The sequence below is a fragment of the Streptomyces sp. TP-A0356 genome (assembly GCF_001417775.1).
Lineage (GTDB): Bacteria > Actinomycetota > Actinomycetes > Streptomycetales > Streptomycetaceae > Streptomyces.
On sequence record NZ_BBZJ01000015.1, the window covers coordinates 46,652 to 72,556 of the forward strand.

Annotated in this window: 27 protein-coding genes and 5 pseudogenes; 19 read left to right on the forward strand and 13 right to left on the reverse strand. The window is 70.7% G+C overall.

Annotated features, from left to right (window positions below; genetic code table 11):
* Positions 1–109: 109 nt before the first annotated feature.
* Positions 110–1,012 (reverse strand): NAD(P)-dependent oxidoreductase, encoded by a 903-nt coding sequence (locus ASC56_RS08760; protein WP_063784943.1) that lies wholly within the window; start codon positions 1,010–1,012, stop codon positions 110–112.
* Positions 1,013–1,071: 59 nt separating this feature from the next.
* Here ASC56_RS08760 and ASC56_RS08765 point away from each other — a divergent pair, with 59 nt between their 5' ends.
* On the forward strand, positions 1,072–1,446 hold the full coding sequence (locus tag ASC56_RS08765) for a MerR family transcriptional regulator (RefSeq protein ID WP_055490698.1): 375 nt from the start codon (positions 1,072–1,074) through the stop codon (positions 1,444–1,446).
* 51 nt (positions 1,447–1,497) lie between these two features.
* Here ASC56_RS08765 and ASC56_RS40525 read toward each other — a convergent pair whose 3' ends face one another.
* A complete protein-coding gene (locus tag ASC56_RS40525) occupies positions 1,498–1,671 on the reverse strand; it encodes a hypothetical protein (protein ID WP_159039615.1) in 174 nt (57 codons plus the stop codon).
* A 569-nt stretch (positions 1,672–2,240) separates the two neighbouring features.
* On the opposite strand from ASC56_RS40525, the gene ASC56_RS08770 reads away from it, so the two are divergent.
* Positions 2,241–2,585: a MerR family transcriptional regulator gene (locus ASC56_RS08770; protein WP_055490699.1), complete on the forward strand. Its 345-nt coding sequence runs from the start codon at positions 2,241–2,243 to the stop codon at positions 2,583–2,585.
* 387 nt (positions 2,586–2,972) lie between these two features.
* On the opposite strand, the gene ASC56_RS08775 is transcribed toward ASC56_RS08770, so the two are convergent.
* A complete protein-coding gene (locus tag ASC56_RS08775) occupies positions 2,973–4,118 on the reverse strand; it encodes an RNA polymerase sigma factor (RefSeq protein WP_055490700.1) in 1,146 nt (381 codons plus the stop codon).
* A gap of 8 nt (positions 4,119–4,126) precedes the next feature.
* Complete coding sequence (locus ASC56_RS08780; RefSeq protein ID WP_055490701.1) at positions 4,127–4,534, reverse strand: YciI family protein; 408 nt, start codon at positions 4,532–4,534, stop codon at positions 4,127–4,129.
* A gap of 1 nt (position 4,535) precedes the next feature.
* Between ASC56_RS08780 and ASC56_RS43070 the strand changes: the two are divergent.
* Positions 4,536–4,856: pseudogene (locus ASC56_RS43070) on the forward strand (hypothetical protein); the annotation flags it as partial.
* 180 nt (positions 4,857–5,036) lie between these two features.
* On the opposite strand, the gene ASC56_RS41120 reads toward ASC56_RS43070, so the two are convergent.
* From ASC56_RS41120 to ASC56_RS08800, 5 genes are read right to left on the reverse strand one after another with little or no spacing between them, the layout of a single operon-like run.
* The gene (locus ASC56_RS41120; protein WP_055490702.1) at positions 5,037–5,324 is read right to left on the reverse strand and encodes a hypothetical protein; all 288 of its coding nucleotides are present in this window, start codon (positions 5,322–5,324) and stop codon (positions 5,037–5,039) included.
* 27 nt (positions 5,325–5,351) lie between these two features.
* Entirely contained in the window at positions 5,352–5,495 is a 144-nt protein-coding gene (locus ASC56_RS40530) for a hypothetical protein (protein WP_159039616.1), read from the reverse strand.
* Positions 5,492–7,114 carry a bifunctional 3-(3-hydroxy-phenyl)propionate/3-hydroxycinnamic acid hydroxylase gene (locus tag ASC56_RS08790; RefSeq protein WP_055490703.1) on the reverse strand — a complete coding sequence of 541 codons (1,623 nt, stop codon included), beginning with the start codon at positions 7,112–7,114 and terminating at the stop codon, positions 5,492–5,494. Before ASC56_RS08790 ends, ASC56_RS40530 begins: the two co-directional genes overlap by 4 nt.
* Positions 7,111–8,049 (reverse strand): fumarylacetoacetate hydrolase family protein, encoded by a 939-nt coding sequence (locus ASC56_RS08795; protein ID WP_055490704.1) that lies wholly within the window; start codon positions 8,047–8,049, stop codon positions 7,111–7,113. The genes ASC56_RS08790 and ASC56_RS08795 overlap by 4 nt, the downstream gene beginning before the upstream one ends.
* Entirely contained in the window at positions 8,046–9,191 is a 1,146-nt protein-coding gene (locus ASC56_RS08800; RefSeq protein ID WP_055490705.1) for a VOC family protein, read from the reverse strand. Before ASC56_RS08800 ends, ASC56_RS08795 begins: the two co-directional genes overlap by 4 nt.
* Positions 9,192–9,328: 137 nt before the next feature.
* Here ASC56_RS08800 and ASC56_RS08805 point away from each other — a divergent pair, with 137 nt between their 5' ends.
* From ASC56_RS08805 to ASC56_RS41720, 5 genes and pseudogenes are all read left to right on the forward strand, one after another.
* On the forward strand, positions 9,329–9,964 hold the full coding sequence (locus tag ASC56_RS08805) for a TetR/AcrR family transcriptional regulator (RefSeq protein WP_055490706.1): 636 nt from the start codon (positions 9,329–9,331) through the stop codon (positions 9,962–9,964).
* Positions 9,965–10,232: 268 nt separating this feature from the next.
* Entirely contained in the window at positions 10,233–10,442 is a 210-nt protein-coding gene (locus ASC56_RS08810) for a ferredoxin (protein ID WP_055491046.1), read from the forward strand.
* A complete protein-coding gene (locus tag ASC56_RS08815; RefSeq protein WP_055491047.1) occupies positions 10,432–11,805 on the forward strand; it encodes an NAD(P)/FAD-dependent oxidoreductase in 1,374 nt (457 codons plus the stop codon). The genes ASC56_RS08810 and ASC56_RS08815 overlap by 11 nt, the downstream gene beginning before the upstream one ends.
* Positions 11,806–11,845: 40 nt before the next feature.
* A complete protein-coding gene (locus ASC56_RS08820) occupies positions 11,846–13,030 on the forward strand; it encodes a cytochrome P450 (protein WP_055490707.1) in 1,185 nt (394 codons plus the stop codon).
* Positions 13,031–13,080: 50 nt separating this feature from the next.
* Positions 13,081–13,305, forward strand: a pseudogene (locus tag ASC56_RS41720) (NADP oxidoreductase); the annotation flags it as partial.
* Positions 13,306–13,324: 19 nt separating this feature from the next.
* Here the strand turns inward: ASC56_RS41720 and ASC56_RS37750 are convergent.
* Positions 13,325–13,528 (reverse strand): annotated as a pseudogene (locus ASC56_RS37750) (methyltransferase domain-containing protein); the annotation flags it as partial.
* Between the two features lie 2 nt (positions 13,529–13,530).
* Between ASC56_RS37750 and ASC56_RS41725 the strand changes: the two are divergent.
* From ASC56_RS41725 to ASC56_RS08830, 3 genes and pseudogenes are all read left to right on the forward strand, one after another.
* Positions 13,531–13,614, forward strand: a pseudogene (locus tag ASC56_RS41725) (PadR family transcriptional regulator); the annotation flags it as partial.
* A 90-nt stretch (positions 13,615–13,704) separates the two neighbouring features.
* Complete coding sequence (locus ASC56_RS08825; protein WP_055490708.1) at positions 13,705–14,682, forward strand: ATP-binding cassette domain-containing protein; 978 nt, start codon at positions 13,705–13,707, stop codon at positions 14,680–14,682.
* Positions 14,679–15,485 (forward strand): ABC transporter permease, encoded by an 807-nt coding sequence (locus ASC56_RS08830; RefSeq protein ID WP_055490709.1) that lies wholly within the window; start codon positions 14,679–14,681, stop codon positions 15,483–15,485. The genes ASC56_RS08825 and ASC56_RS08830 overlap by 4 nt, the downstream gene beginning before the upstream one ends.
* Before the next feature lie 114 nt (positions 15,486–15,599).
* Here ASC56_RS08830 and ASC56_RS08835 read toward each other — a convergent pair whose 3' ends face one another.
* Positions 15,600–16,340 (reverse strand): hypothetical protein, encoded by a 741-nt coding sequence (locus ASC56_RS08835; RefSeq protein ID WP_055490710.1) that lies wholly within the window; start codon positions 16,338–16,340, stop codon positions 15,600–15,602.
* A 101-nt stretch (positions 16,341–16,441) separates the two neighbouring features.
* On the opposite strand from ASC56_RS08835, the gene ASC56_RS42765 reads away from it, so the two are divergent.
* From ASC56_RS42765 to ASC56_RS41730, 3 genes and pseudogenes are all read left to right on the forward strand, one after another.
* Entirely contained in the window at positions 16,442–16,576 is a 135-nt protein-coding gene (locus ASC56_RS42765) for a hypothetical protein (RefSeq protein ID WP_267887617.1), read from the forward strand.
* Between the two features lie 118 nt (positions 16,577–16,694).
* Positions 16,695–17,972: an MFS transporter gene (locus ASC56_RS08840; RefSeq protein ID WP_055491048.1), complete on the forward strand. Its 1,278-nt coding sequence runs from the start codon at positions 16,695–16,697 to the stop codon at positions 17,970–17,972.
* 263 nt (positions 17,973–18,235) lie between these two features.
* Positions 18,236–18,379, forward strand: a pseudogene (locus ASC56_RS41730) (IS256 family transposase); the annotation flags it as partial.
* Positions 18,380–18,395: 16 nt separating this feature from the next.
* Here ASC56_RS41730 and ASC56_RS08845 read toward each other — a convergent pair.
* Positions 18,396–19,982, reverse strand: a complete 1,587-nt coding sequence (locus ASC56_RS08845; RefSeq protein WP_055490711.1) for a Na+/H+ antiporter — start codon at positions 19,980–19,982, stop codon at positions 18,396–18,398.
* Positions 19,983–20,179: 197 nt separating this feature from the next.
* Positions 20,180–20,578, reverse strand: a complete 399-nt coding sequence (locus tag ASC56_RS08850) for a metalloregulator ArsR/SmtB family transcription factor (protein ID WP_055491049.1) — start codon at positions 20,576–20,578, stop codon at positions 20,180–20,182.
* Positions 20,579–20,674: 96 nt separating this feature from the next.
* Between ASC56_RS08850 and ASC56_RS08855 the strand changes: the two genes are divergently transcribed.
* From ASC56_RS08855 to ASC56_RS08880, 5 genes are all read left to right on the forward strand, one after another.
* Positions 20,675–22,651, forward strand: a complete 1,977-nt coding sequence (locus ASC56_RS08855; RefSeq protein WP_055490712.1) for a heavy metal translocating P-type ATPase — start codon at positions 20,675–20,677, stop codon at positions 22,649–22,651.
* A 534-nt stretch (positions 22,652–23,185) separates the two neighbouring features.
* Positions 23,186–23,461, forward strand: coding sequence for a hypothetical protein (locus ASC56_RS08865; protein WP_055490714.1), 276 nt, complete (start codon positions 23,186–23,188; stop codon positions 23,459–23,461).
* A gap of 9 nt (positions 23,462–23,470) precedes the next feature.
* Entirely contained in the window at positions 23,471–24,484 is a 1,014-nt protein-coding gene (locus tag ASC56_RS08870) for a GTP-binding protein (RefSeq protein ID WP_055490715.1), read from the forward strand.
* Positions 24,481–25,506, forward strand: a complete 1,026-nt coding sequence (locus ASC56_RS08875) for a WD40 repeat domain-containing protein (RefSeq protein WP_055490716.1) — start codon at positions 24,481–24,483, stop codon at positions 25,504–25,506. Before ASC56_RS08870 ends, ASC56_RS08875 begins: the two co-directional genes overlap by 4 nt.
* Complete coding sequence (locus ASC56_RS08880; RefSeq protein WP_234376890.1) at positions 25,503–25,904, forward strand: (2Fe-2S) ferredoxin domain-containing protein; 402 nt, start codon at positions 25,503–25,505, stop codon at positions 25,902–25,904. Before ASC56_RS08875 ends, ASC56_RS08880 begins: the two co-directional genes overlap by 4 nt.
* Position 25,905: the final 1 nt, after the last annotated feature.

The window sequence follows — 25,905 nt, forward strand, 5'->3', positions numbered from 1 at the left end:
CCGGCGGCGGATAGGCACCAGGATGCGGCGATCACCCGTGGTGCCGGGAAGGGCTGCCTGTTCAGGCCCGGATCCGGCGGGGCTCAGGTGATCTTCAGGCGTCAGACTTTCAGGGCCGACCGGCTCTGTGAAGGACGGTGGTCAGACGTGCCAGCCCTTCTGGCCCGTAGCCGTCCCCGACAGCCTGGTCGATGATGCCTTTTGCCGCGGTGAGCATCCCCACATCGATTCCGTGGATGGTGGCGGTGTTGATGATGTGCGTGATCCCGGATGCCGCGGAAGCGATCGTCGATCGGTCTCCGGGATAGCGGCCGGTCTGGATCTGCCGGGCGAAACGCGTGATCATCTCCGGGAGGAGTCCGCCGATTTGGGTGGCGAACGTCGCGAACCGTTCCGGCTCGATGCCCTCCGCCGACGCCAGAGCGAAGGCGTGCACGATGCCGTTGACCGAGGTGGCGAAGATGTCCAGGAGCGCGACCTCGTAGGCAGCTGCCCGGCCGGGCTCGTCACCAAGATGCACCGCGGTGCCGCCCATCGCGGCCATCGTCTCCTGAGCGGACTCGTAGACGTCGCGGGCGCCGCTGAAGAGGACGGTGGCGGATGGAGTGCCGATCGCCGGGGCCGGGGTCAGGATGGCGCCGTCCAGGTAGTCGATCCCGTGCGAAGAAGCCCACAGTGACATCTGGCGGGCCTGAGCCGGTTCTCCGCTGGTGAGGTTGACCAGCCGCCGGTTCTCCCAGCCCGCCTGCGATGGTTCGAGCGTGGCCCGCACTGCGTCGTAGTCGATCAGACAGGCAATGATCACTTCTCCGGCCTCCACCGCGTCCTGGACCGAGTCGGCGGCCACCGCACCCCGGTCGAGAAGGTCTCCGGCCTTTCCAGGCGTGCGGTTCCACACGGTCACCGGATGGCGGGCCTTGAGGAAGGCGGCGGCCAGGGCGCGGCCCATCGGGCCGAGCCCGAGGACGGTCACGGGCGTGAATGGGGTGTTCTCATCAGAGGTTTCGATCACGCCCCGAACGCTAAACCTTCACATTGACGTCAAGGTCAAGCACTGCTGGGCTCTTCCTCATGAGGATCGGTGAACTGTCACGACGCACCGGAGTGAGCCAGCGCTCCCTTCGCTATTACGAAGAACAAGGACTGCTCACCCCAACACGCCTGCCGAACGGATACCGCGACTACGACGAGCGCACCGTCACCACCGTGCGGCGCATCCAGATCCTGCTCTCCGCTGGACTCGGCACATCCGCCGTCGCGGAGATCCTTCCCTGCGCCGTCGACGACAGCGTCGTCCTGTCCGGGAAGTGCCCGGAACTCATCGACGGCCTGGCGAAAGAGCGCCGCCGGATCAACGCGGCGATCGACGACCTGATCGCCGCTCGCGACATCCTCGACTCCCTCATCGGACGCCCGCTGCACGCCCAGGTCGTTCCTTCCCGCTGAAGGCGATGGACGACGGGGGTATTCGGGCAGTTCCAATGCGCGACTCCACCGTCAGGCACCAGCGGTTCCGGGTTCCGCGACGAGGTCGAGGCCGAAGAGGCGCTCGCCCGCGGCCAACTGCTCGCAGAGATGGGTGCGGACGCCGATCGGCAGGCGCTGACCGGACCGGCCGGGGCCGAGGCCGAAGCACGGCTCGCCGCGTTCGCCCGCCACGCCGTCTTCCACGGCCAGGTCGTCACCGCCTGGCGCTACCACCCCAGCCGGATCGGTTGTGGCGCGGCTCAGGCGCTGCCCGCCGGGCCCGGATGCAACCCAGGGCAGCACTCTTCCGGGTGCACTTGCAGCAGAACTGCATGCATCAGTCCTGGAGAAAACCTGTCATGGCGGCAGTAGACATTGGCTTGTCGGAGGATTACTGTTCTCTCGTACCCAGGAAGTCGAAGTGGGCACGGCAGACAGGAACTGTCGTGCATGCACGTCAAGAAGGAAACGGCCCCGAGGGCCGTGAGCAGTACCCGCGGTATCCAGCAGTACAACCGAGTAACCGAAGGTAAGGAGCCGAACGCCATCAGGATCGCCCGGGCGAGGAAGCAGTCCGCCCGGGTACCGCAGGCCCCGGATTGGAAGGTGGTCCCCGGTCACGCATCCGCGATCCCCGCAGCCCCGCCCTCCCGGGCGGCACCTGCGGACGAAGAAGGCCGGCACAGTGTGCCGGTAGATGGTGTTGAAAGCTCGGGGCCCGGGTGCCAGTACGGCATCCGGGCCCCCCGACGCGTCCCCGAAAGAAGAGGTCTATGCCCCCTGCCGGCTCCCGTCCCGTCGACAATCTCGACGACGACGACTACCCCGCCTACACCATGGGCCGGGCCGCCGAGATGCTCGGCACCACCCCCGCCTTCCTCCGCGCCCTCGGCGAACACCGCCTGATAACACCCTTGCGCTCGCAAGGCGGCCACCGCCGCTACTCCCGCTACCAGCTGCGCATCGCGGCCCGCGCCCGCGAACTCGTCGACGAGGGCACCCCGATCGAAGCCGCCTGCCGGATCATCATCCTCGAAGACCAGCTCGAAGAAGCCCAGCGCATCAACGAGCAACTGCGCACACAAGGCAACGAGCATCAGCCAAGGACCCCAGCCTGATCAAGATGCCGGGCGCCACCTGAACCCTGACCGTCAGCGGACGAGGCCGCCGCCTGATCGCGGCGGCGCAGCCGGAACACTCACCGTGATGGGCCGCGGTTGACGCTCACTGTGGCGGCTCCCACGCTGATGAGGGGCTGGGTGAAAAGGACCGCGGCCGTGGGTGACGGACAAGGTGAATGTCCCCGACTGCTGACGGCGGCGGAGAGGGCGGCGCCGTGGAGGCCTCGACGTGGTCGCGCAGGACCTGCGGCGGCGTTTCGAAGCCACCAAGGTCGCGTAGACAGTCACGTCGTGCAGCTGGTCTCGACCCGCCTGCTCGCTGTGGGGCGACCGCCCTGGCCACAGTGCCGCGCCGAGTGCTGCGGGAAATTGGAGCGCGGACCGTCACCGGCATCGGCGGGCGTTGAGCCGGGCGGCCTGGCGCGTCAGGTGGTCGCGTTCGGCGAGGTTGGGGGCCTTGTGGGCCGCCTCGGCGTACAGCCGTGCCGCCGTCGCCAGGTCGCCGTCGCACTCGTGGAGGTACGCCGCCACCGCGGCGTGGCGGGGCAGTGAGACGTCCAGTTCAGCGAGCGCCGCCAGGCCGGCGCGCGGTCCGTCGGCCTCCCCGACGGCGACCGCGCGGTTGAGCCGGACGACCGGGCTGTCGGTCAGGCGCGTGAGCTCGTCGTACCACTCGACGATCTGCACCCAGTCGGTCTCCTCGGCGGTGGGTGCGTCGGCGTGGAGTGCCGCGATGGCGGCCTGGGCCTGGAACTCGCCCAGCCGGTCGCGGGCGAGGGCCGCCTGCAGGATCTCGACCCCCTCGGCGATCAACCCGGTGTCCCACCGGCGGCGGTCCTGCTCGGCGAGCGGCACCAGACTGCCGTCGGGCGCGGTGCGGGCGGCGCGCCGGGCGTGGTGGAGCAGCATGAGGGCGAGCAGCCCCGCCGCCTCGGGGTGGTCGATGGCGGCGGCAAGCTGCCGGGTGAGCCGGATGGCCTCGGCGGCGAGGTCGACGTCGCCGGAGTAGCCCTCGTTGAAGACCAGGTAGAGGACGCGCAGCACGGTGGCGACATCGCCGGGCTGGTCGAACCGCACGCCGGAGACGGTGCGTTTGGCCCGGCTGATGCGCTGCGCCATGGTCGCCTCGGGCACCAGGTAGGCCTGGGCGATCTGGCGGGTGGTCAGCCCGCCCACGGCGCGCAGCGTGAGGGCAACCGCGGAGGACGGCGTCAGCGAGGGGTGGGCGCACAGGAAGTAGAGCTGGAGCGTGTCGTCCACCGCGGGCGCGGGCCCTGGCGTCGGCTCCTCGCCGACGAGGTCCTCACGCCGGCGGCGGGCGGTGTCCGCCCGGGTCGCGTCGAGGAACTTGCGCCAGGCCACGGTGACCAGCCAGCCCTTCGCATCCCGCGGCGGGTCGGCCGGCCAGACCCGGACCGCCTCGACCAGTGCGTCCTGTACGGCGTCCTCGGCCGCCGCGAAGTCGGCTCCGCGGCGGACGAGGACGGTGAGCACGCTCGGCGTGAGGCTCCGGATCAGGGCCTCGTTCATCGATGAGGTCACTCCGTGATGGTGCAGTGCGAGCCCAGGAACGGGCGCAGCTCGAGCCACTCGTGGATCGGCTTGCCGCCCGCCCCGGGGGCGGCCGACAGCTCCCCGGCCAGCTCGACGGCACGCTCGTAGCTGTCGACGTCGATCACCATCCAGCCGGCGATGAGGTCCTTCGTCTCGGCGAACGGACCGTCGGTGACCGGCGGCCGCCCCTCACCGTCGTAGCGGACCCACGTCCCCTCGGGGGCGAGCGCCTGGCCGTCGACGTACTCGCCGGTCTTCTCCAGCCGGGCCGCGAAGTCGTTCATGTACTGCACATGCGCCGAGATCTCCTCCGGCGTCCACTGGTCCATCGGCACGTCGTTGACCGCCGCCGGAGCGCCGCGGTAGTGCTTGAGCAGCAAGTACTTGGCCATCGTGTTTCTCCTCGGTGCTGATGCGACCCATTTTGGTCGCGTTCAGTGCGGGGACGGAGCCAGTCACGGATTCTCGACATCGCCGTCCGAAATTCTTTGGCTCTCGTCGTGGGCACAAGGACCACCCGCCTACCGGATCCGCCGCACCCTGCTCACCCGTGTCCAGCCTCTCACCGACCGGCAACGCGCACGCCTGGACCAGTGGCTCCCGCTCGGCGACCCGGACAGCGAGGTCGAGGTCACCTGGCAGGTCTATCACCACTTCGGAGCGCTCCAACGGCGGCTCCAGGGCGTCAGCCCCAAAGTCCTGACCCAGACCCCGCGCCGCCTCGAAGACTTCGGCCTCCTCGACCACACCGTCTACCCGGCCGTCCCCCCTCAACCTCCTGCGCACCTGGGTCGAGAAGAGCATCGACAACACCAGCCCGGCGGAGCCAGGCGCGAGGTGAACGAACGCGCGGTCGACCAAGAAGTAGCTCGGCCTCGCCACCTGCCTGATCACCTACCGCCACGGCCAACGCCTCTGCCAGAACCTCTGAGCCCACCTGGAACGTTGCAGGGGCCGCGCTCGGGACCATGTTCCCGTCCACAGATCCCTACCGGCGTTGCCCTCGTCATCCGAAGGGTCTCGCTGGTCGGTCTCGCCCCGGGCAGAAGCGTCCGTCTCCTGCTCGTCCAGCAGTTCCAGGAGCGCGGCTTCGGCCTTCTGCCGGTCCTCCTTGGGCAGTTCGAGAGGTGCGTTGCTGTAGACGGTGTACCGGTCGGGGTCGATGATGTCGGCGGCTCTCAAGGTGAACGTCAGAAGCGGGCGCCATCCCTAGTCGGTGGGGTCCTGGACGCCTTCGGCGCCCCGGTGCCGGGCGGCCCAGCGGGCGAAGTCCGCGATGCGGCTGGCCGCGGCGGTCCGAGGGGCAGGCGGTAGGAACGGTTCCGGATACGGCGTGGGGTGCGGGATGGTCATGGTGTGGTGCTCCTCGTCAGCGAACCGGCGGGGCGGCGGGCCGTGTGCAGCAGTGGTGCCCAGGCGGCGGTGTCGGTGAAGTAGCCGGCGCCGGCGGGGACGGTGTCCAGTACGACGCGGTCTGGGCGCAGCAGGATGGCGTGGGCCCTGCCGCTTGCCAGCCAGGCGGCGAGGGTGCCGTCGTCGCCCAGGGCGTCGATGTGGACCGTGGACGCGCCCAGGGCATCGGCCACGGCCGTCATCCGCGCGGTGGGCGGCACAGCGGTCAGCACGGCGAAGCCGTCCCCGAGGACGTCGTCCAGGCGCGCTCGCCTGCCGTCGACGATCACCCAGGGCTGCGGACAGAAGGTGCCGGCCAGCACCCGGCCGGTCAGCCGGGGACGGCGCCGTACCAGGGGACCGGCGGCCAGTACGGGGCTGAGGTCGCGGCTCACCGCCGCGGTCACGCCGGGGATGCGGCAGGCCGCGCCCACGACGGCGCGGCGGAGTGCCGCGGCGCGGTCCTGTCCGCCGGTCATCGCCCAGCCGACGGCGACCGCGACGCGGATCATGTGGCGTGCGTGCGGCTTGCGCTCGTGCTCGTAGGTGTCCAGCAGCCGCTCGTCCGCGCCCTGTTGGAGGACGCGGGCGAGTTTCCAGGTGAGGTTGTGGGCGTCGCGCAGGCCCGCGCACAGCCCCTGCCCAATGAAGGGCGGGGTGAGGTGGGCGGCGTCGCCCAGCAGGAAGACGTGTCCCCTGCGCCACCGGTCGGCGAGGCGGGCGCGGAAGGTGTACTGCGCCTGGCGGATCACCTCGAAGTCGTCGCCCGAGGACTCGTACGGCGGCAGGTCCACCCAGGGGGCGACGAGCTCCCGCAGGCGCTCCCGCCCGTCCGGGCCGTCCAGGTGCTCGTCCTCGGGCAGCCGGAACTCCCAGCGGTAGCGGTCCTCGCCGACCCGCATGAAGGTGGCCGGCCGGGTGGGGCAGCAGATCTGCTCGGCGCCCTCCCAGGTGCGCACTCGGCGGTCGGTGCGCACGTCGATGACCCGCCAGCTCTCCTCGAAGTGCAGGTCCTCCCAAGCAGCGCCGATGGCGTCTCGAGTGACACTGCCCGCGCCGTCGCAGCCGAGGACGGCATCGGCCCACACGTGTTCGTCCTCGTCGCTGCCGTCGCGGCGGAAGGTGACCCGGACGGGTCCCGTCGGGCCGCGTGATCCGCCGGTGCCCTGAGGGACGCACACGACCTCCACCCCGCCCCGCAGCTCGCACTCCGGGCGGCGCGCCAGGGCGTCGCGCAGCAGGCGTTCCAGCTCGGGCTGGTCGAACATGCTGGTCTGCGGGAAGCCGTGGTGTCCGTGCCGGGTTCGCGGGAATTCGGCGATCACGCGGTGCCGGGCGTCCAGCAGCCGCAGCCCGCGTGCTGGGCGGGCGATGGCGGCGAACTCCTCGTGGATGCCGGCGCGCTGCAGGATCCGGCGGACCTCGTCGTCCACGACGACGGCGCGCGGTAGGGGGTAGACGTCCCGGTGGCGTTCCAGGAGGAGGCTGCGCACGCCGCGCCGGGCGAGCAGAAGGGCGGCCGTGACTCCCACGGGCCCCGCGCCGATGATCACCACCGGTCTCCGGGATGCGGCGCTCACATCGCGTCCGTGACAAGCGTCCGCTGCTCGCCGAGGTCGATTCGCCCGTCCGGGGTGGCGATCGTGGCGGTGATGAGGTCACCGTTGCGCAGGTAACGGGGGTTCTTGGCCTGGCCCTTGAAGAACGCCTTCCACTTCACTGCGGGCGGCAGCAGTGCGCTGATCTTCTCGACCGGCTTGGGCGGGGCCTTGAGAGCCGTGCCGCCGGGCGTGCCGGTCAACAGCAGGTCGCCGGGGTCGAGGGTCTGAAAGCGCGCGAGCAGGGTGAGCGCCTGCGCGGGTCCTACGATCATGTCGGCGAGCGTGCGGTCCTGGCGCGGTACACCGTTGACCGACAGCCGCAGCCGCAGGTCGATCAGACGGTCGAAGTCCTCGGGGTCCAGCAGGGCCAGGTACGGCCCCGTGGGAGTGAAGGTCGGGTAGGACTTGCTCTCGTAGAACTGGGTCTTGGTCAGCTGCACGTCGCGGGCGCTGACGTCGTTGGTGAGGACCAGCCCGGCCACGTGACGCGGCAGGTCCCGCTCCTCCACGACGGTGCCCACCGGCACGGGGGCGCCCATGACGAGGCCGAGTTCCACCTCGTAGTCGAGGAACTTCACATGCGCGGGGCGGACGATCGTGTCGTGCGGGCCGCTGACCGAGCCGGACGCCTTGCGGAAGAAGGTGGGCGGGATCTCGCCGCGGAAGCCCGAATCGCGGGCGTGGCTGCGGTAGTTGACCATCTGGGCGACCACCCGGCAGGGGGTGGTGACCGGAGGCAGGGCCACCAGGCCGGCGACGGGCGTGCCGCTGTCGGCGGAGGCGGCGGCCTCGCGGACCGCGTCCCGGTCGGCGAGCAGCTCGGCGGTGGTGACCGCCTTGGTGCCGATACGGACGGCGCGCTCGCCACTTACGGCCCACCAGCCGTCCGTAGTGCGCAGAACATTGGTGCTCATGAGCTCATCGCTTTCATCAGGCCCAACAGGCGTGCGGGGTCGAGTTCGTTGTCGCCGCGCAGGGCCGTCATGACCTCGCGGAGCTTGGCGGGGGACGGGTTGGCGCCCAGGAAGTCGCGGGTGACCGGCGGGCCCCACTGGGCCAGGCCGCTCGCCGACATCGGCGCCCACCCGGGCTCGGCGTCGCAGGAGAACAGGTCGCCGTCGGCGAAGTGCTCCAGCATGAAGCGGTCGGGGTCGCGCCAGTAGTCGAAGAGCTGGCTGCCCTGGATGTGCCGGCCGATTCCCCAGCTGCGCCGGTAGCCGCGCTCGGCCAGGTACTCCCCGCCGGCGGCGATCGCGTCGAGGTCGGTGACCTGGTACGCGGAGTGGACGTAACCGGTTCCTGGCCCCAGGTGCAGGGCGAGGGTGTGGTGGTCGACGGCCAGGCTGCCCTGGTCGCAGCGGATGAACGCCATGGTCGGCCCGCGACCGCGCTGCCCGTCCAGGAACAGGAAGTCGGACACGATCATCCCGAGCGTGTCCAGGTACCAGTCCAGGGCCCGCAGGAACACGCGGGTCTCCAGCACCACGTGCCCGAGCCGCTGGACACGCGACGGCTCGCGGGGCGGTCGCTGGGTGGCGTTCGTACGCCGGGCCACGGCGCCGGTGTTGAGGATGAGCGGCTGCTGCTCCGGCAGCGCGGGCAGCTGTTCCGCGCAGTGCACCACCTGGACGGGGAAGCCGGAGGGATCGAGCAGGGCGACCGACTGTCCGCCGCCGGGTACGCCGATGTCGCGGACGGTACTGCCGGTGGCGCGGGCGAGCCGATCGAGATCGGCCCGTTCGGCCGCGCGGAACGCCGGCCCGATGAAGCGGGACGCCTGCCCCCTTCGGATGACCATGCAGGGTGAGCCCGCGAACGTGCCGCGCAGCCACAGTTCCCGCGTGGTGCGGGCGGCGATCGCGAATCCGAAGTCACGTGCGAACATCTCGGCCCTGTGCAGGTCCGGCTTCTCGAACTCCAGCCATGCCAGGTCCGCCACCTTGATGACGGGGTTGCGCGCGCGTCCGGGGTGCTCGCCTCGCAGGGCGCCCAGCTCGCTGTGGAGGTCTTGGTGGGGCGTCTGGGGATCGGCTCTGTCAACGGGGGTGTGGGACATGGTGTCCTCCAAGCAACACTGCCGTAATGAGGAAATCATCAACTTTGCCGTTGCTCATCGTCAATAGAAGTAGCGCCTCGAATTGATGGAATCATCAGTCATGCAGGGATCATCGCTTCGGTTGTTACACTCGGCGTATGCCGACGTCAGCCCCGCCCAAGAACCGTTTCGAGCGACGCCGCGCCGAAACCCGTCAGGCGCTCGTCCGCGCGGCCCGGCAGATCCTCGCGGAGACCGGGGACACCAGCGCCAGCATCCAGGCGATCGCCGAGCGCGCGGACGTGGGCTTCGGCTCCTTCTACAACCACTTCGCGTCGAAGACGGAGCTGTTCGACGCCGCGGTGACGGACGCGCTGGAGGAGTTCGGCCAGGTCATCGACGAGCGCGTGCAAGGGATCGAGGACCCCGCCGAGCTCGTCGCGGCGGGCTTCCGGCTCACCGCTCGCATGGCCGACTCCCACCCCGAACTCCTGCGGATCCTGCGCGACCGTGGTCTGGCCCACATTCACTCCGACCGCGGCCTGTCCCCGCGCGCCCTGCGCGACCTGGAGATCGGCATCGCCTCGGGCCGCTTCAGCTGCCCCAACGCGACCACCGCCCTGTCCGCCGTGGGCGGGACCCTGATCTCCCTCGTGGCATTGCGGCTGGCCCGCCCCGACCTCGACGGCGACGAGGCCGCCTCGGACCTCGCCGAAATGGTCCTGCGCATGCTCGGCGTCCCCCCGGACGACGCCCATGAGGTCACCCGGCGCCCCCTGCCCGACCTCGACTGACCACCGAGGGCCCGGCGTCCAGACGGCCGGACGGACCCGGGCCTCTGCGTGCTCGCACTGGAGGGTCACCTCATGTCCGCCAGGGCCGCGTCGACGCCCGCGACGGACGCGGCGTATGGAAATGTCGAGGGCACTCGTAGAGGGGCCACTGAGGTGCCTCGTCGACGTGCCTCCGCTCGGCCCTCCACCCCCGGCGCGGCCGTGCGAGGGCCCCGGACCCCCCTCATGCTGGAGACGAGGGGGTGTGGCAACGGAGGAAGGGGTGAAGATGCGGACCGTTGTCGACCTCACACGCTGCCAGGGCTATGCGCAGTGCGTGTTCCTCGCGCCGGCGGTGTTCGAGCTGCACGGCGAGGAGGGGCTGTTGTACGCCACGGCCGTACCCGACGACCAGGTGGAACGCGTACGCCAGGCCGCGGCGGCGTGCCCGGTGCAGGCGATCCTCCTGGGCGAGGAGGTGAGCGGTGGTGCCCGGTGACCTCAAGGACGGCCGCATCGTCATCGTCGGTGCGTCACTGACCGGGCTGCGGGCCGCGGAGGCGCTGCGCGAGGAGGGCTTCACCGGCTCGCTGACCGTGGTCGGGGACGAGCCCCACCCGCCCTATGACCGGCCTCCGCTGTCCAAGCAGGTGCTGCTCGGGCAAGCGACGGCGGACACCACCGAGCTGCCGATGCGCCGGGATCCGGAGGCCGACTGGCGGCTCGGCGTACGCGCCACAGGTGTTGACCTGCTGGCGAAGAGGGTGCTGCTGGAGGACGGCGAGTCGCTGCCGTACGACCGGCTGCTGATCGCCACCGGCACCCGGGCACGGCCCTGGCCCGACCCGGAGGAGGGCGCCCTGGACGGAGTGCTCACCCTGCGTACGCGCGAGGACGGCGCAGAGCTGGCTGAGCGGCTCGCCGCGGCGCCGGAGCGGGTGCTGGTGATCGGCGCAGGCTTCACCGGCTCGGAGATCGCCTCGGCCTGCCGGGAACGGGGGCTGGAGGTCACGGTCGCCGAACGCGGTCCCGCGCCGCTGGTGGGCGCGCTCGGCGGCACCCTGTCGAAGCTCGCGGCCGTCATGCACCGCAACCACGGCGTGGACCTGCGCACCGGGGTGACGGTCACCGCCCTGCACGGGGACCGGAACGGCAGCTTCACCGGCGCGCAGCTGTCCGACGGCAGCCGCGTCGACGCCGACGTCTGCGTCGTGGCGCTGGGGGCGATCCGCAACGTGGAGTGGCTGGCGGACTCCGGGCTGGCGGCGGGCCCGCGCGGGATCGCCTGCGACGCCGGCTGCCGGGCGTTCACCATGTACGGGATCGTCACCGACGACGTCTTCGTGGCCGGCGACGTCTCCCGCTTCCCCCACCCGCTGTTCGGCTACCAGATGCTCTCCCTGGAGCACTGGGGAAACGCGGTCGAGCAGGCCGAGGTGGCGGCCCACAACATGGTCAACCCCGGGCCGCTGCGGCGCCCGCACCTGGCCATCCCGACGTTCTGGTCGACCCAGTTCGGGCTCAACATCAAGTCGGTGGGCGTGCCCACCTACTCCGACTACGTGGTCATCGCCCAGGGCTCCCTGGAGGCGCGCCGCCTGGCCATGGTCTACGGCTACCAAGGGCGAGTCACCGCCGCGGTCACCGTCGACATGGCCAAGTCGCTCGACTACTACCGGCACCTGATCGAGACGGCCGCTCCGTTCCCGCCCCCGCCCGGCGCGGCGGACCGTGCGATCGCGGCCGACGTCCCGATCCCGTCCGACGTACCGGATCCGTCGGGGCTGTCCCACGGCCCCACCGTGGCGCTCACCGGATACCTGCCCGACCGCCGACTGACCGTGGTGCAGCCCGCGCGCTGACCCGCGTCCCGTCCCACGACTCCCACCTCGAGGAGCCACCATGGACTCCGAGACCCTGCTGGCACGGATCACCGACTACGCCAGCCGCCCCAACCCCTACCCGTTGTATACGGAACTCCGGGAGGCTGGTCCCGTGGTCCGGCAGGCAGACGGCAGCTGTCTGGTCGGCACCTACTACGAGATCGCCGCTCTGCTCCACGACCCGCGGATGAGTGCCGATCCCCGCACCCGTGGCGAAGTGACCCACAAGCCGCCGTTCCTGCGGCTCGACGACCCGGAACACCACAGGCTGCGCACGCTGGCCATGCGGCCGTTCGGACCGCCGCACAGCCCGGGGCGCATCGATGGCATGCGCGGCGAGATCGACCGGATCACCAAGGAACTGCTGGAGCCCTTCGAGGCGGGCCGTCAGGTCGACATCGTCGACGACTTCGCCTACCCGCTGCCCGTCACGGTGATCTGCCGCCTGCTCGGCGTGCCGCGCGAGGACGAGCCGCTGTTCCGGGCCTGGTCCGACGCTCTGGTCGCGGCCGCCGACGTCAGGCCCGGGGACGACTCCGCCGAGTCGGACAAGGCCGGCGACCAGGCACGGATCGAGATGGGCGGGTACCTGGTGAACCTCGCCGAGCAGCGCCGTGGCAACCCGAGCGACGACATGCTCTTCGCCTTCGTCAATGAGCCGGACCCGAACCTGCGGCTCACCCAGGAGGAACTCGCCGAGACGGCCGTGCTGCTGCTCATCGCGGGGCACGAGACCACCGTCAACCTGATCACCAACGGCGTACTCACCCTGCTGCGCCAACCCGAGCACCTGGACCACCTGCGCCGCGAACCCGACCTGCTGCCGCAAGCGGTGGAGGAACTCCTACGCTACGAACCCCCGGTCCACATGCGCGAACGCGTCCCGCTCGCCGACATCGACGTCGCCGACACCACGATCCCCGAAGGCACCTCCGTGATCCTGGTGCTGGCCTCCGGCAGCCGCGACCCCATGCGGTTCCACGAGCCCGACCGGTTCGACCCCACCCGCCCGGACAACGAGCACTTCGGCTTCGGCAGCGGCATCCACTTCTGCTACGGCGCACCTCTGGCCCGCATCGAAGCCCAGGCCGCACTCGGCGCACTGCTCCCCCACCTCGGTACAGCCCGCCTGGTCCAGGACCCGCCCCCCTACCGCCAGAACGCCATGCTGCGCGGACCCCGCCACCTGCCCATCCAACTGTGAAGCCGCCTCCAGGAGCGCCGGCAGGCTGCCGTTCAACGCGACCAGAACGACGACCGGGTCGACGTCCGATCTGCGGGGACGACCAGGCAGCTCTCGTGCGCGTAAGCGAGTTGGTGCGGGATGTGGGCTGCGATCCCGTATCCGGCGGCGGTCTCGAACGGGCGGGACTCCTGGAAGCGACCGCCGCGCTGTTCATCGCACTGTGGGTTGGAGAGGGAGCGGATGTCCAGGCGATCGCACCTCCGCTGACCTATGCGGCCGGACCGGGTCGTTGAGTAAGCAGCAAGAGGGCTTTCTGTCAGGAGTTCTAAGCACTCGCCGCAACTCGGCCAGCGTCGGCCCCCAGTCCTCCAGGTAGTGCAGCACCAAGGACGCGACCACGTCGACGAACGCACCGTCGGCGAACGGCAGGCGGTCGCTCAGGGCGACAACGTGCAGGGCTACGTCGTCACCGAGCCGCCGCCTTGCCAACGCCGACATCCCGGCGCCGGCGTCGATGTGACGCAGGCGCCGAGTGGACCGACGGGCTCATCCGGCGCGTGGAGGGCGGGGCGTACACCTTCGCGGGTGAGGGCGAGCCGTTCTCGTAGCCAAGTTTGACTAATCCGCTGAGCGGGCATTAGCTTGTCCGGCGAGCAGTAGTCAAGATTGACTACACGAGTCGGAGGAGACGCATGGCCGACGCGATCGACATCGAGGGCGTACGGAAGCGATACGGGGACAAGGCCGCTCTGGACGGACTGGACCTGCGGGTGGGACGCGGCACCGTGCACGCCCTCCTCGGCCCGAACGGCGCGGGCAAGACGACGACGGTCCGCGTACTGACCACGCTGCTGCGGCCGGACTCGGGCCGCGTGGCGGTCGCCGGGTACGACGTGGTGACGCAGGCCGACCGGGTGCGGGCCCGCATCGGACTGCTCGGCCAGCACGCCGCGCTCGACGAGGAGCTCGGTGGCCGGCAGAACCTGGAGATGTTCGGCCGGCTCCACCACCTCGGCGCCCGGCGGGCCCGTGCCCGCGCCGACGAGCTGCTGGAGCGGTTCGGCCTCACGGACACCGGCGACAAGCAGGTCAAGCGGTACAGCGGCGGCATGCGGCGGCGGCTCGACCTCGCCGCCTCGCTGATCACCGAGCCGGAGGTGCTCTTCCTGGACGAGCCGACCACCGGGCTCGACCCGCGCAGCCGGGCCGAGGTCTGGGCCTCGGTGCGCTCGCTGGTCGGCGGCGGCACCACGGTACTGCTGACCACCCAGTACCTGGAGGAGGCCGACCAGCTCGCCGATCGGATCTCGCTGGTCGACCGGGGCCGGGTCATCGCCGACGGCACCGCCGACGAGCTGAAGGCCCGCACCGGCGGCGACCGCATCGACGTCGTCCTGCGCGACGCGGCCCAGTTGGCCGCGGCGGTGGCCCTGATGCCGTTCGCCGCCGACGACGTCACGGTGGACGCCGACCGCCGTCGGTTCAGTGCGCCCGTGACCGACCGGATGAGCGCGCTCACCCAGGTGGTGCGGGCGCTGGCGTCGGCGGACATCGAGGCGGAGGACATCGCGGTGCGCAGGCCCACCCTGGACGAGGTGTTCCTGCGGCTGACGGGGCGTTCCGAGGAGGCCCCGGCGCAGGACGAGACCCGGGCCAGGGAGGCGGTATGAGCGCGGTGAGCACGACGAACGCGGTGCGCGAGAGCGGCGGTGGCCTCGCCTTCGCGCTGAGCGACTCCTGGACCATGACCCGGCGGGAACTCGCCCACTGGGGCCGGCAGCCGGTGCAGGTGGCCGTCGGCGTGGTCTTCCCGGTGATGATCCTGCTGATGTTCGGCTATCTGATCGGCGGCGGCCGGAACGTCGGCGGCGACTACATCGACTATCTGGTGCCCGGCATCCTCGCGCTGACCATGGCCTTCGGCCTGGAGAGCACGGTGATCGCGGTCACCCAGGACCTCAACAAGGGCGTGATCGACCGGTTCCGGTCCATGCCGATGGCCAACGGCGCGGTGCTCGTGGGCCGTTCGGCGGCGGACATGCTGCAGTCCGCGGTGAGCCTCGCCGTGATGATCGGTGTCGGGTACGCGATCGGCTGGCGGGCGCACACGACGGCGGGCGGGTTCCTCGGCGCCGTGGGCCTCCTGCTGCTGTTCCGGTTCGCGATGCTGTGGATCGGCATCTATCTGGCTCTGGTGGCCGGGAAACCGGAGCTGGTGCAGGCCGTGCAGATCCTGGTCTGGCCGGTGGGCTTCCTGTCCAACGCCATCGCGACCCCCGCGTCCATGCCGGACTGGCTGGGCACGGTGGTGCAGTGGAACCCCATGTCCCAGACCGCTACGGCGGTGCGGGACCTGTTCGGAAGCGTCGGCGGCACGTCCGGGCACGTCCTGGCGGCCGTGCTCTGGCCGGTGGCGCTGTTCGCCGTGTTCTTCCCGCTGGCCCTGCGCCGGTTCGCCCGGCTCAGCCACTGAGCCCCCCGTCGGCCCTCGCCGGCCGACGGCCCGCTCCACCCCTGGTCATACCTGGTTCTTCGGTTCCACCGGGCAGCCTTTCAGGCATTCGGAGCGTCAAACGGGCGTCACGAGTCAGAAGCGTCCGGCCGCGAACAGGACGAGGACCGCGGTCACGGCCATGCCCGCTCCCGTAGCGAGCGCTACGAGCCATGCCCGCCACCAGCGCCGGGGCGCCGACACCGCGGACGACGCCCAGGTGCCGGGTTCGGCCCAGAGGTAGCCGAAGAAACCGGTGCCGGTGAGCAGCGCGGCCAGCATCCATACGGGGCCGCTGGCCAGGCGGTGCCGACGGGCTGTGAGCATCCTGGCCAGGACCAGGCCTCCGGTGAGAATCGCGAGGAACCTGAGCCACGGCCAAGGCGTCAGCAGGGCATAGGCGATGGGCACGAGCAGGGTCAGGCCTCCGGCGCCGTAGGCGGCATCGAAGTCGCTGAAGCGGACGTGTTCCGCGGACGGGCCCGTCGCACGAGTCACGGTCGTCGTGAAGTCGTGGACGGCATCCTCCGGGCCCAGGACGAAGCCGGTCGGCTTGTAGACGTAGCTGTGGTCGTCGAGCAGGCCGGTGCTCCAGCGCACCGTGACCTCCGAGTCCGCCGCGTCCATCTGCACCGTGTGAGTCCTGCCGGCCTTGATGTCCGCCACCAGGCTGCGCGTCGACCCGGAGGCCGGAACGACCCGCAGCAGCGTGGTGACGAACGACAGCAGCAGCACCAGGAGCAGCACCCAGCGGGCCGGACGCCAGACCTTGTCCGGCCAGGCGTCCGAAGCCTCGGCGAGGCGCGTGGTGGTCGGTGCGGTGCCGTCGAGCTTCATTGGTCTCCCCGTCCGCCGCAGGGCGCGCCGTCAAGCCCGGGCTGTGCCATCTCAGTGCACCTCCATGGCCCAGTAGTAGATCTGGTACACAGTGGCACGCCATGACCCTGCTTGATGTCGCCGCCCCACGGCACCAGTTGGGGATGTGCAGGAGCGAAGCGCGTCCCGTGACGTCGAAGGCCGCGAATGCCACGGTGCAGCTGCGGGTGCTGCGCCACTGGTTGGTCACCTGGTAGATGACGTCGTAGCCCCCTGTGAAGGCGTCCGGAAACGAACGGCCGGCGGCCAACTCTGGTGCTCAGCACGGTGTCCTGCTGCATTAGGGTGCTCGCTGCGCCAATCACGAGGGAGATCATGAAGACGGACGCCGAGTCATCGACGATCATCAGTACGCCGCTGAAGGTCGCGGCTTTCCGACGGTTCGTGTCGGCCAATCTCATCTCGGCTACCGGGTCTGCGATGGCCCCTCTCGCACTGGCCTACTCCGTCATCGAGCAGGGCGGAGGAGCTGGGTCCCTCGGCCTCGTGCTTGCAACGAACACTGTCCCCACGATCGTTTTCCTCCTGGCGGGGGGCCTCTTCGCGGACCGCCTGTCCCGAAGCCGGCTCCTCGCCCTCGGGAATCTGCTGGCGGCCGGCGCTCAGGGTGTGCTGGCCGTCACCGTGGCAACCGAACATGCGACGACGGCGTCGATCGCAGCGTGCGGCTTCGTCTCGGGAACCGCGGCGTCGTTCATCGTGCCGGCCACACAGGGTGCCGTCGCGCAGATTGTTCCCGCGGAGCATCTGCAGCAGGCCAACGCGTTGCTCAGACTGCCGAGCAACGCGGTCAAGGTGCTGGGCCCGATCGTCGGCGGGATGGTCGTCGCTGCCAGTGGCGCGGCGTGGGCCCTGGCTTGGGACGCACTCACGTTCGCCGCTGCGGCTGTCCTACTTCTCGGTCTGCGCCTGGACGCCCCGCTCACCACAACCGGCGGCGCCCTGGCCGACCTGCGGGCAGGATGGACAAGCTTCTGGTCGCGCACCTGGTTGTGGACCTATACGGCCGCCGGAACCGTCCTCGTCTCGGCATGGCTGGCGGGCTTCCAGCTTCTCGGCCCCCTCGTTGCCGCACGGCAGTACGCCGGGGCACGCGACTGGGGTCTGATCCAGGCGGCCTTCGCCTCCGGTCTGCTGGCGGGGAGCCTCGTATGCCTGCGCTGGAAACCGTACCGACTGCTCACGGTCGCGGTCGCCACGGGCGGTGCTCTCGCGCTCCCCTTGGCCACCATGGCCTGCAGCGCGCCGCTGCCTTTTGTCCTGGTGACCGGCTTGCTGGCGGGGGTCGGCCTCGATGTTGGGATCGTTGCCTGGACCACCGCGTTCCACCAGCATGTGCCCCAGGCGGAACAGGGCCGCATGAGCGCGTTCAACGGTGTTGGGGAGCGCCTCGCCATCCCTCTCGGCTACCTCATCACCGCTCTTGCGGCCCACTCGTGGAACAGCCAGGAAGTGCTGCTGGGATGCGCCGGGATGATCGCTGCTGCGGTCATCCTCAACCTCTGTGTCCCGGACGTATATCGCATCAACCGCCTCGCACGACACACTCAGTCGAGGGCCACGAATGACCATCGCGAGGTAGAGCAGGCGTAGCGGCCGTGCCCAGGCCCTGACCGTGGCGTATCTGCCGAAGGAGCACAGCGACGTACCTCACGCCATGTCTGGCGGCTGGGAAGGTGGTCGGACCAGCTGTCGACTGCGAGCTGTGCCCAGCGGTTGGGGGTCCGTACGGTCAACGGTGGATCGTCCAGCAGGAAGTGACACCTGATGACAGACGTGAGCGTCTCCGCTGAGGCCGTGGAGGAAGTGCAGCACGTGGGGGCTGCGGACGCCCTGTCGACCAGCTCGTCAACCAGATGGTCGACAGGGCCAAAGCGGGCGGGATCAAGCTGACCGGCGAGGGCGGGCTGCTGCAGCAGCTCACGAAGAGGATCCTCGAGTCAGCCCTCGAGGGCGAGATCACCGACCACCTCGGTCACGCGAAGCACGAGACCCAGGGATTGCCGGCATTGGCAGTCAGCCGCGGGCGCGGAGGCTGGCTTCTTCGAGGTCGAGTTCACGCTGGATCCGGCGCCGGGTGGCGTTGCTGATCTTGTTCGCTTCGTAGAGGCGCTGGAGCTCGGCGGCCTCGATGGCGATGAGTGCCCGGCGTATCTCGCGGTAGGCGTCGGCAGGACGGGCGTCCGGGTCGTTGTAGTGGGCATCTTCGGCCTGGTGGATGCGCGCTTCCAGTTGGCGGCGGGCCTGTTTCAAGGCGGTCTCGGAGGCGGCACCCAGATCGGCGAGCTGATCCAGATCGCCAAGCTGTTTCAGCTCTTCGAGAGCGGCGCGCGCAATGTGTCGGCGGGTCCGGGCCTCCTCGCGGGCGGTGTGCTCTGGTTCCAGAGCGATGCCGGAGCGGCGGACGACAGGGGCGAGGGTGAAACCCTGGAAGATGAGAGTGACCACGATGGTCCCTGTGGTCAGCGTGAGGATGAGCGCCCGGTGCGGCAGCGGCGCCCCTGTGTGGGTGGCCAGGGGGATGGAGAGCGCGGCGGCCAGCGGCATGACGCCTCGGGTGCCTGCCCAGGACAGGACGGCCGGAACGCGCCAGGAGAGGCGACTGTCGCCCTCCCTGTTCCGGTGCTGGATCAGGGCGGACAGCGGGAAGATCCACAGCAGGCGGATGGCCAGCACAGTGAAGGCGATCACCGGCACCCACAGCGGCCAGCCGTGCTCGTCGTGCGCGAGCTGACGGACGGCGGAGGGGAGCTGGAGGCCGATGAGGGCGAAGACGACGCTCTCCAGCAGGAAGGTCACGGTGTCGTAGACGGCGTGGACCTGGATGCGGATGGGGGCGTTGCTGAGCTTGTGGCCGGTGCTGCCGAGGACGACCCCGGACACGATGACGGCGGTCACGCCGGAGGTGTGCGATTGCTCCGCGATGACGTATGAGGCGTACGGAGTGACCAATGCGATGACGGTCTCCAGCATGGGGTCCTCGGTCCGTCTGCGGATGAGGGTCACCACTGCGGCGACCGCCGCGCCGATGAGGGCTCCTCCGCCTGCAAGGATCAGGAACTGCTCGACGGTACCGGCCACGGTGATGGCACTGCTGGAAACCGCGGTGGCCACGGCGACCTTGTACAGGACCAGGGACGTGGCGTCGTTGAACAGGCTTTCCGCCTGCACCATGGCCTGCACGCGCGGTGGGAGGGACAGGCGCCGGCCGAGCGCGGTGACGGCCACGGGGTCGGTGCTGGCCAGGACAGAGCCGAGGATGAACGCGGTCGCGGCGGTGAGCGGGGTGATCGCTCGGGCGACGTACCCGACGGCGATGGCCGAGGCGACGACCAGGCCGAAGACCAGGCCGGTCACAGGCCGCCACACGGTGCGCAGATCGCGGATCGAGATTTCCCCGGCCGAGGCGAAGAGCAATGGCGGCAGCACCAGCACGTTGATCACCTGGGGCGGCAGGCGAACCTCCGGAACCCCGGGCATCAGCCCGACGACCAGACCGGCGACTACGAGGAGCGAGGGGGCGGGCAAGCTCCAGCGCCGGGCACCGGTCGCCACGGCTGTGGCCAGGACCACGAGCAGCAGGATGACGGTCAGGCCGGTCATGGAGCGTCCCCGGTGGGCTACGGCGTGTTACCCCCCTCTGACCAGGTGCTTTACCAAAGTAACCGACCTCGGGCAGCGACGCAGCCGACATGGAGCCGCAGCCGTCCAGGGTGCGGCAGTCGTGCAGCGGCAGCACCCCGTCGGCGTAGGGCGCCCCCTCCAGGTCTTTCCGCCGGGAGCGCAGGCCGTGCCCTTGGTCAGCGGGTCACGCCCAGCGTGGCCTCCTCCGCGCGGTCCGCGTCCGTGGCGTCGCTGAGTCCGAGGCGCAGGTGCTCGATGTGGTAGACGGCCTGGTCGAGGAGTTCGGCGACGTGGTCGTCGTAGAGCGCGTAGATCACCGAGCGGCCCTGGCGGCGGCCCACGACCAGGCCAAGGTTGCGCAGCAGCCGCAGCTGGTGGGAGCAGGCGGACTGCTCCATGCCGACCTCGGTGGCGAGTTCGGTGGCGGCGCACGGGCCTTCGCGCAGGCGGGAGAGGATCAGCAGCCGGGAAGGTGTGGCCAGTGCCTGGAGGGTGGTGGCCACGCGGGCGGCGCTGTCCGCGTCCAGGCGGGTGCGCGGGACGGGGTTGTCGGCGGGAGCTGCTCCATGGCCCATGACGGCCATCATACAAGCAACACTTGAAGAGCTCTTCATATGTACCTGTATGGTGGACAGGTCGGTATGTCCTGCCCTGATGAAGGGTTCCTCGTCATGTCTTCCACCCTGACCGAGCGGCCCGCGACCGCCGCGACCGCGCGCCCGGATGCCGCCCCACGGCGGCGGACCCGGGTCTTCGCGCTGCCCGAGGCCCGTTGGGCCGCAGCGGCCACGGTGCTGTTCCTGCTCGCGCTCCCCCTGCAGCTGACCGGCACACCTGCCTGGATCTGGGGCGTGCTGTACGGGCTCGCCTACGCCGCCGGTGGCTGGGAGCCCGCGCTGGCCGGACTGCAGGCGCTGCGGGAGAAGACCCTCGACGTCGACCTGCTGATGATCGTGGCCGCACTGGGGGCGGCGGCCGTCGGCCAGGTGATGGACGGCGCACTGCTGATCGTCATCTTCGCGACCTCCGGCGCACTGGAGGCCCTGGCCACCGCACGCACCGCCGACTCGGTGCGCGGCCTGCTCGACCTCGCCCCGGCCACCGCGACCCGGCTGCGCGACGACGGCGGTGAGGAGACGGTGCCCAGCGCGGATCTCGCCGTCGGCGACATCGTCCTGGTGCGGCCCGGCGAACGGATCGGCGCCGACGGCCGTGTGCTGGACGGGGCGAGTGAGGTGGACCAGGCCACCATCACCGGCGAACCGCTGCCCGTGGCGAAGGAACCCGGCGACGAGGTGTTCGCCGGCACCCTCAACGGCACCGGCGCACTCCGCATCAAGGTCGAGCGGGACGCCTCCGACTCGGTGATCGCCCGCATCGTACGGATGGTCGAGGAAGCGTCGGAGACCAAGGCGCCGACGCAGTTGTTCATCGAGAAGGTCGAACAGCGCTACTCGATCGGCATGGTGGCGGCCACGCTGGCCGTGTTCGCGGTGCCGCTCGCATTCGGCGCCGCGCTGACCGGCTCGCTGCTGCGGGCCATGACCTTCATGATCGTCGCCTCGCCGTGCGCGGTGGTGCTGGCGACCATGCCGCCGCTGCTGTCCGCGATCGCGAATGCCGGGCGGCACGGCGTGCTCGTGAAGTCCGCCGTGGTGATGGAACGCCTCGGCCAGGTCGACGCGGTCGCCCTGGACAAGACCGGCACGCTCACCGAGGGCACCCCGACCGTCACCGACATCCGGCCACTGCCCGGCTCCGGCGTGAACAAGGAGGAGTTGCTGGTCCTTGCCGCGGCGGCCGAACACCCCAGCGAGCACCCGCTGGCCCGCGCCGTCGTGGACGCCGCCCGCACCCGTGGTCTCGCCCTGCCCGTCGCTGAGGACTTCACCTCAGCCCCTGGCGTCGGAGTCACCGCCACCGTCGACGGCCGCAAGATCGCGGTCGGCGCCCCCGCCCGGCTGCTGTCCGACGCCGAGGACGCGCACACCGCCACCGTCGCCGAACTGGAGGACAGCTGGCGCACCGCGGTCCTGGTGGTGGCCGACGGCGCCCCGGCTGGAGTCCTGGGCGTCGCCGACCGCCTGCGCCCGGACGCCAGGGCCACCGTCGCCTCCCTCACCGTGCTCGCCGGCACCGCACCGATGCTGCTCACCGGTGACAACCCCCGCGCTGCCGCCCGCCTGGCCGCCGAGGTCGCCATCACCGACGTCCGCGCCGGACTGCTCCCGCAGGACAAGGTGGCCGCGGTCAGGGAACTGGAGCAGGCCGGCCGCAAGGTGCTGGTCGTCGGCGACGGCGTCAACGACGCGCCCGCCCTGGCCGCCGCCCACACCGGCATCGCGATGGGCCGGGCCGGATCCGACCTGGCACTGGAGACCGCCGACGCGGTGATCGTCCGCGACGAACTCGCCACCGCGCCCGCCGTGGTGGCCCTCTCCCGGCGGGCGCGCCGCCTGGTGGCGCAGAACCTGGCCATCGCCGCCGTGTTCATCTCCGGCCTGGTCGTCTGGGACCTGGCCGCCACCCTGCCGCTGCCCCTCGGCGTCCTCGGCCACGAGGGCTCGACCGTCATCGTCGGCCTCAACGGCCTGCGGTTGCTGCGCGAAGCCGCCTGGACCCGGGCCCGGGCGGAGGGCCGCCGCTGACCCGTTGCACCCCACGGCCCGCCGCACCCGCGCAGGTGCGGCGGGCCGTTGCCGTCCGACCACTTCGACGGCACCGCTGACTTGGACGGCACTGCTGACGCGGGAGACGTCACACGGAGACACATGATCGACGATTCATATGGACATGGGTTTCATTTTCATCTACGGTGGGGAGTGTCGACTCCGCACGAGCCACAGGAGTTACGAGCCCGCAGAGTTACGAGCCGCAGGAGTTACGAGCCATAGGAGTGATGTGCCATGGGCGGCCGGATGACACGCCAGCGCAAAGCCGTCACGCGCGCACTCGAGGGCTGCCAGGACTTCGTGTCGGCCCAGGACTCCGCTACCTGATGTGCCTTGACTGCGGCCGCAGCCGCCCGGTGGACTCCGAGGTCGTCGAGGAGCGGGCGGGCCGAATCGCCGCCGACACCGGCTTCGCCGCGGTCGAGCACACCGTCGAACTCACCGGTGTCCGGGCCATCTGCCGGCCGCAGACGGATGCCGGCCATCCGGGGACGAAGGAGAAGAACCGCCATGCCACTGGGATCGCGCCCCGGACCCAAGGGGCCGAGTCCGCACCTGCGCGAGCTGAAGGAGACCGTGCGCACCCTGCTCGGACTCGACGAAGACACCGCCGTCATGGTCCGCCAACTCGCCTGCACCGAACCGGGCTGCCCACCGCTGGAGACGGTCGTCGCCGTGCTGCCGATGGAGGGCGAGGCCCGCCGCTGGACCCTGCACCGCCCCGCCGACCAGATCACCGAGGACGACCTGCGGGTCGCCCTGCTGGCCCCTCAACAGCACGACTAGGAGATTGACTTGACCACCCCGGAACCTCGCGACGAGCGGGTCCCCGTCACCGTCCTGACCGGCTTCCTCGGCTCGGGCAAGACCACCCTGCTCAACCGCATCCTCACCGAGAACCACGGCCTGAGGATCGCCGTCATCGAGAACGAGTTCGGCGAGATCGGCATCGACGACGCGCTCGTCCTCGACGCCGAGGAAGAGATCTTCGAGATGAACAACGGCTGCATCTGCTGCACCGTGCGCGGAGATCTCATACGCATCCTCGGCGCCTTGATGCGCCGGCGCGAGAAGTTCGACCACATCCTCATCGAGACCACCGGCCTCGCCGACCCCGCACCCGTCGCCCAGACCTTCTTCATGGACGACGAGATCGCCTCCCAGCTGCGGCTGGACGCCATCGTCACCCTCGTCGACGCCGCGCACGTGCTCCAGCACCTGGACGAAGTCAAGCCGGAGGGTGTGGAGAACGAGGCCGTCGAGCAGATCGCCTTCGCCGACCGGGTCGTGCTCAACAAGACCGACCTGGCCGACGAGAAGACGATCGCCGAGGTCGAGGCCCGCGTACGGTCGATCAACGCCCCGGTGCAGATCCTGCGTGCCCAGCACGCGGAGATCGACCTCCGACAGGTCCTCGACGTCGGCGCGTTCGACCTGGAACGAGTGCTCGCCGACGATCCCTCCTTCCTCGCCGAGACCGAGCACCAGCACGACACCACCGTCACCTCGGTCGGCATCGAGCTGGAGGGCGAGCTCGACGAGGACCGGCTGAACGGCTGGCTCGGCCAGTTGTTGCGCACCAAGGGCGTCGACCTGTTCCGCTCCAAGGGCATCCTCGCCATCGCCGGGGCGCCCAGGCAGTACGTCTTCCAGGGCGTGCACATGCTGCTGGACGGCACCTTCGGACGCGACTGGCGGGAGGGCGAAGTACGGCGCAACCGGCTCGTCTTCATCGGCCGCGACCTCGACCGCGCCGCGCTGGAGCGCGGCTTCGCCGACTGCCTTGCCACCGCGGGAGCGGCCGCGTGAGTACGACTGTGGAGTCCCCGCTCGCCTGGGAAGTCGGAGTCGACGACGCACCCGTCGCACTCACTGCACGGGGCGATCTGGTCGCCGTCGCGGCGGCCGGGGGGATGGTCAAGGTCTTCGACGCGGCGATGGGTGCCGAGATCGGGTCGCTCGACCTTCCCGGAGGTGCGCTCAAGATCGCACTCTCCCCGGATGCGGGGCACTTGGTGGCGACCGGCCCCATGGGTCACGCACTGTGGCGCCGCTCTGACGGACGTACGAAGGTGCGGGAGTCCGGTGCCTGGTCGGCCGCCGCCGCCTGGGCCGACGGCGCACGGGTCGCCGTCGCCTCCGGCCGTCGTGCGCTCGTACTCGACGCGGAGGGAGCCGAGTTGTGGCGCACGGAGCCCGCCGCGTCCACCGTCACCGACCTCGCCTGGATGCGCCAGGGCCGACGCCTGGCCGTGGCGGCGTATGGGGCCGTGCGCTGCCACGAACGGCACACCGAGAAGCCGGTCGCCACCTATCCCTACGTTGGTTCGCACCTCGCGCTCGCCGTCGCACCCACCGGGAAGTGGATCTGCAGCGGTAACCAGGACGCCTCCATCCACATCTGGAGAGCGCGCGACGGCGGCGAGCTGACCATGTCCGGCTACCCGGACAAGGTCTCCCGCCTCGCCTTCGACGACACCGGCTTCTGGCTGGCGGCCGACGGCGCGCCCGACGTCACGGTGTGGGACTTCGCCGGCAAGGGACCGGAGGGCACGGCACCGCGCTCGCTGCGCTGCCACGAGACGGTGACCGCGCTGGCCTGGCGGCCGGGTGCCGCCGGGCACCTGGCCAGCGGCGGCGCCGACGGCACTGTCGCCCTGTGGCACGCCACGGCCGGGCGGCCGCAGGCGCGCCTGCGGCCGGTGCGCGAACTGGACGGCACCGGCGCGCCGGTCGCGGCGCTGGCCTGGGCGGGCCCGCACCTGCTGGCCGTCGCCTGGCGGGACGGCCGGATCCGGACGTACGGTGTGCCGTCCCGGACCGCCCTGTGAACCGGTCCGTGATCCGGGCGGCCGCTCCCCGGCCCTGCACCCTCGTCGTGTGCCGGGGCTGCTGCTGCGGCAACCCGCGCAAGCACCCCGGCACCGACCACGCCTGGCAACTGGACCGGCTGCGCGCCGGCGCGGCGGAACACGGCTTCCAGGTCCGTACGACGGACTGCCTGGGCCCCTGCGACCAGGCCAACGTCATCGTCGTCCAGCCGTCGACCGCCGGGCGGCGAGCCGGGGGCCGCGCCGTCTGGGTCGGCTTCGCCACGGACGACGACTGCACCGACGAGCTGCTGCGCTGGGCGCGGGCGGGCGGACCCGGCATCGCCGAACCGCCGCCCACGCTGGCGCTCCAGCTCATACGCCCACCGCGCGAGGCCCACAGCCGTGCACGCCGATGAC

Bases quoted from the DNA above. Each gene is read 5' to 3' on its own strand.
- ASC56_RS08765 (WP_055490698.1), top strand. From the start codon at position 1,072: ATGAGGATCGGTGAACTGTCACGACGCACCGGAGTGAGCCAGCGCTCC.
- ASC56_RS08770 (WP_055490699.1), top strand. From the start codon at position 2,241: ATGCCCCCTGCCGGCTCCCGTCCCGTCGACAATCTCGACGACGACGAC.
- ASC56_RS08775 (WP_055490700.1), bottom strand. From the start codon at position 4,118: ATGAACGAGGCCCTGATCCGGAGCCTCACGCCGAGCGTGCTCACCGTC.
- ASC56_RS08780 (WP_055490701.1), bottom strand. From the start codon at position 4,534: ATGGCCAAGTACTTGCTGCTCAAGCACTACCGCGGCGCTCCGGCGGCG.
- ASC56_RS40530 (WP_159039616.1), bottom strand. From the start codon at position 5,495: ATGACCATCCCGCACCCCACGCCGTATCCGGAACCGTTCCTACCGCCT.
- ASC56_RS08795 (WP_055490704.1), bottom strand. From the start codon at position 8,049: ATGAGCACCAATGTTCTGCGCACTACGGACGGCTGGTGGGCCGTAAGT.
- ASC56_RS08800 (WP_055490705.1), bottom strand. From the start codon at position 9,191: ATGTCCCACACCCCCGTTGACAGAGCCGATCCCCAGACGCCCCACCAA.
- ASC56_RS08805 (WP_055490706.1), top strand. From the start codon at position 9,329: ATGCCGACGTCAGCCCCGCCCAAGAACCGTTTCGAGCGACGCCGCGCC.
- ASC56_RS08810 (WP_055491046.1), top strand. From the start codon at position 10,233: ATGCGGACCGTTGTCGACCTCACACGCTGCCAGGGCTATGCGCAGTGC.
- ASC56_RS08820 (WP_055490707.1), top strand. From the start codon at position 11,846: ATGGACTCCGAGACCCTGCTGGCACGGATCACCGACTACGCCAGCCGC.
- ASC56_RS08825 (WP_055490708.1), top strand. From the start codon at position 13,705: ATGGCCGACGCGATCGACATCGAGGGCGTACGGAAGCGATACGGGGAC.
- ASC56_RS08830 (WP_055490709.1), top strand. From the start codon at position 14,679: ATGAGCGCGGTGAGCACGACGAACGCGGTGCGCGAGAGCGGCGGTGGC.
- ASC56_RS08835 (WP_055490710.1), bottom strand. From the start codon at position 16,340: ATGAAGCTCGACGGCACCGCACCGACCACCACGCGCCTCGCCGAGGCT.
- ASC56_RS42765 (WP_267887617.1), top strand. From the start codon at position 16,442: ATGACCCTGCTTGATGTCGCCGCCCCACGGCACCAGTTGGGGATGTGC.
- ASC56_RS08840 (WP_055491048.1), top strand. From the start codon at position 16,695: ATGAAGACGGACGCCGAGTCATCGACGATCATCAGTACGCCGCTGAAG.
- ASC56_RS08845 (WP_055490711.1), bottom strand. From the start codon at position 19,982: ATGACCGGCCTGACCGTCATCCTGCTGCTCGTGGTCCTGGCCACAGCC.
- ASC56_RS08850 (WP_055491049.1), bottom strand. From the start codon at position 20,578: ATGGGCCATGGAGCAGCTCCCGCCGACAACCCCGTCCCGCGCACCCGC.
- ASC56_RS08855 (WP_055490712.1), top strand. From the start codon at position 20,675: ATGTCTTCCACCCTGACCGAGCGGCCCGCGACCGCCGCGACCGCGCGC.
- ASC56_RS08865 (WP_055490714.1), top strand. From the start codon at position 23,186: ATGCCACTGGGATCGCGCCCCGGACCCAAGGGGCCGAGTCCGCACCTG.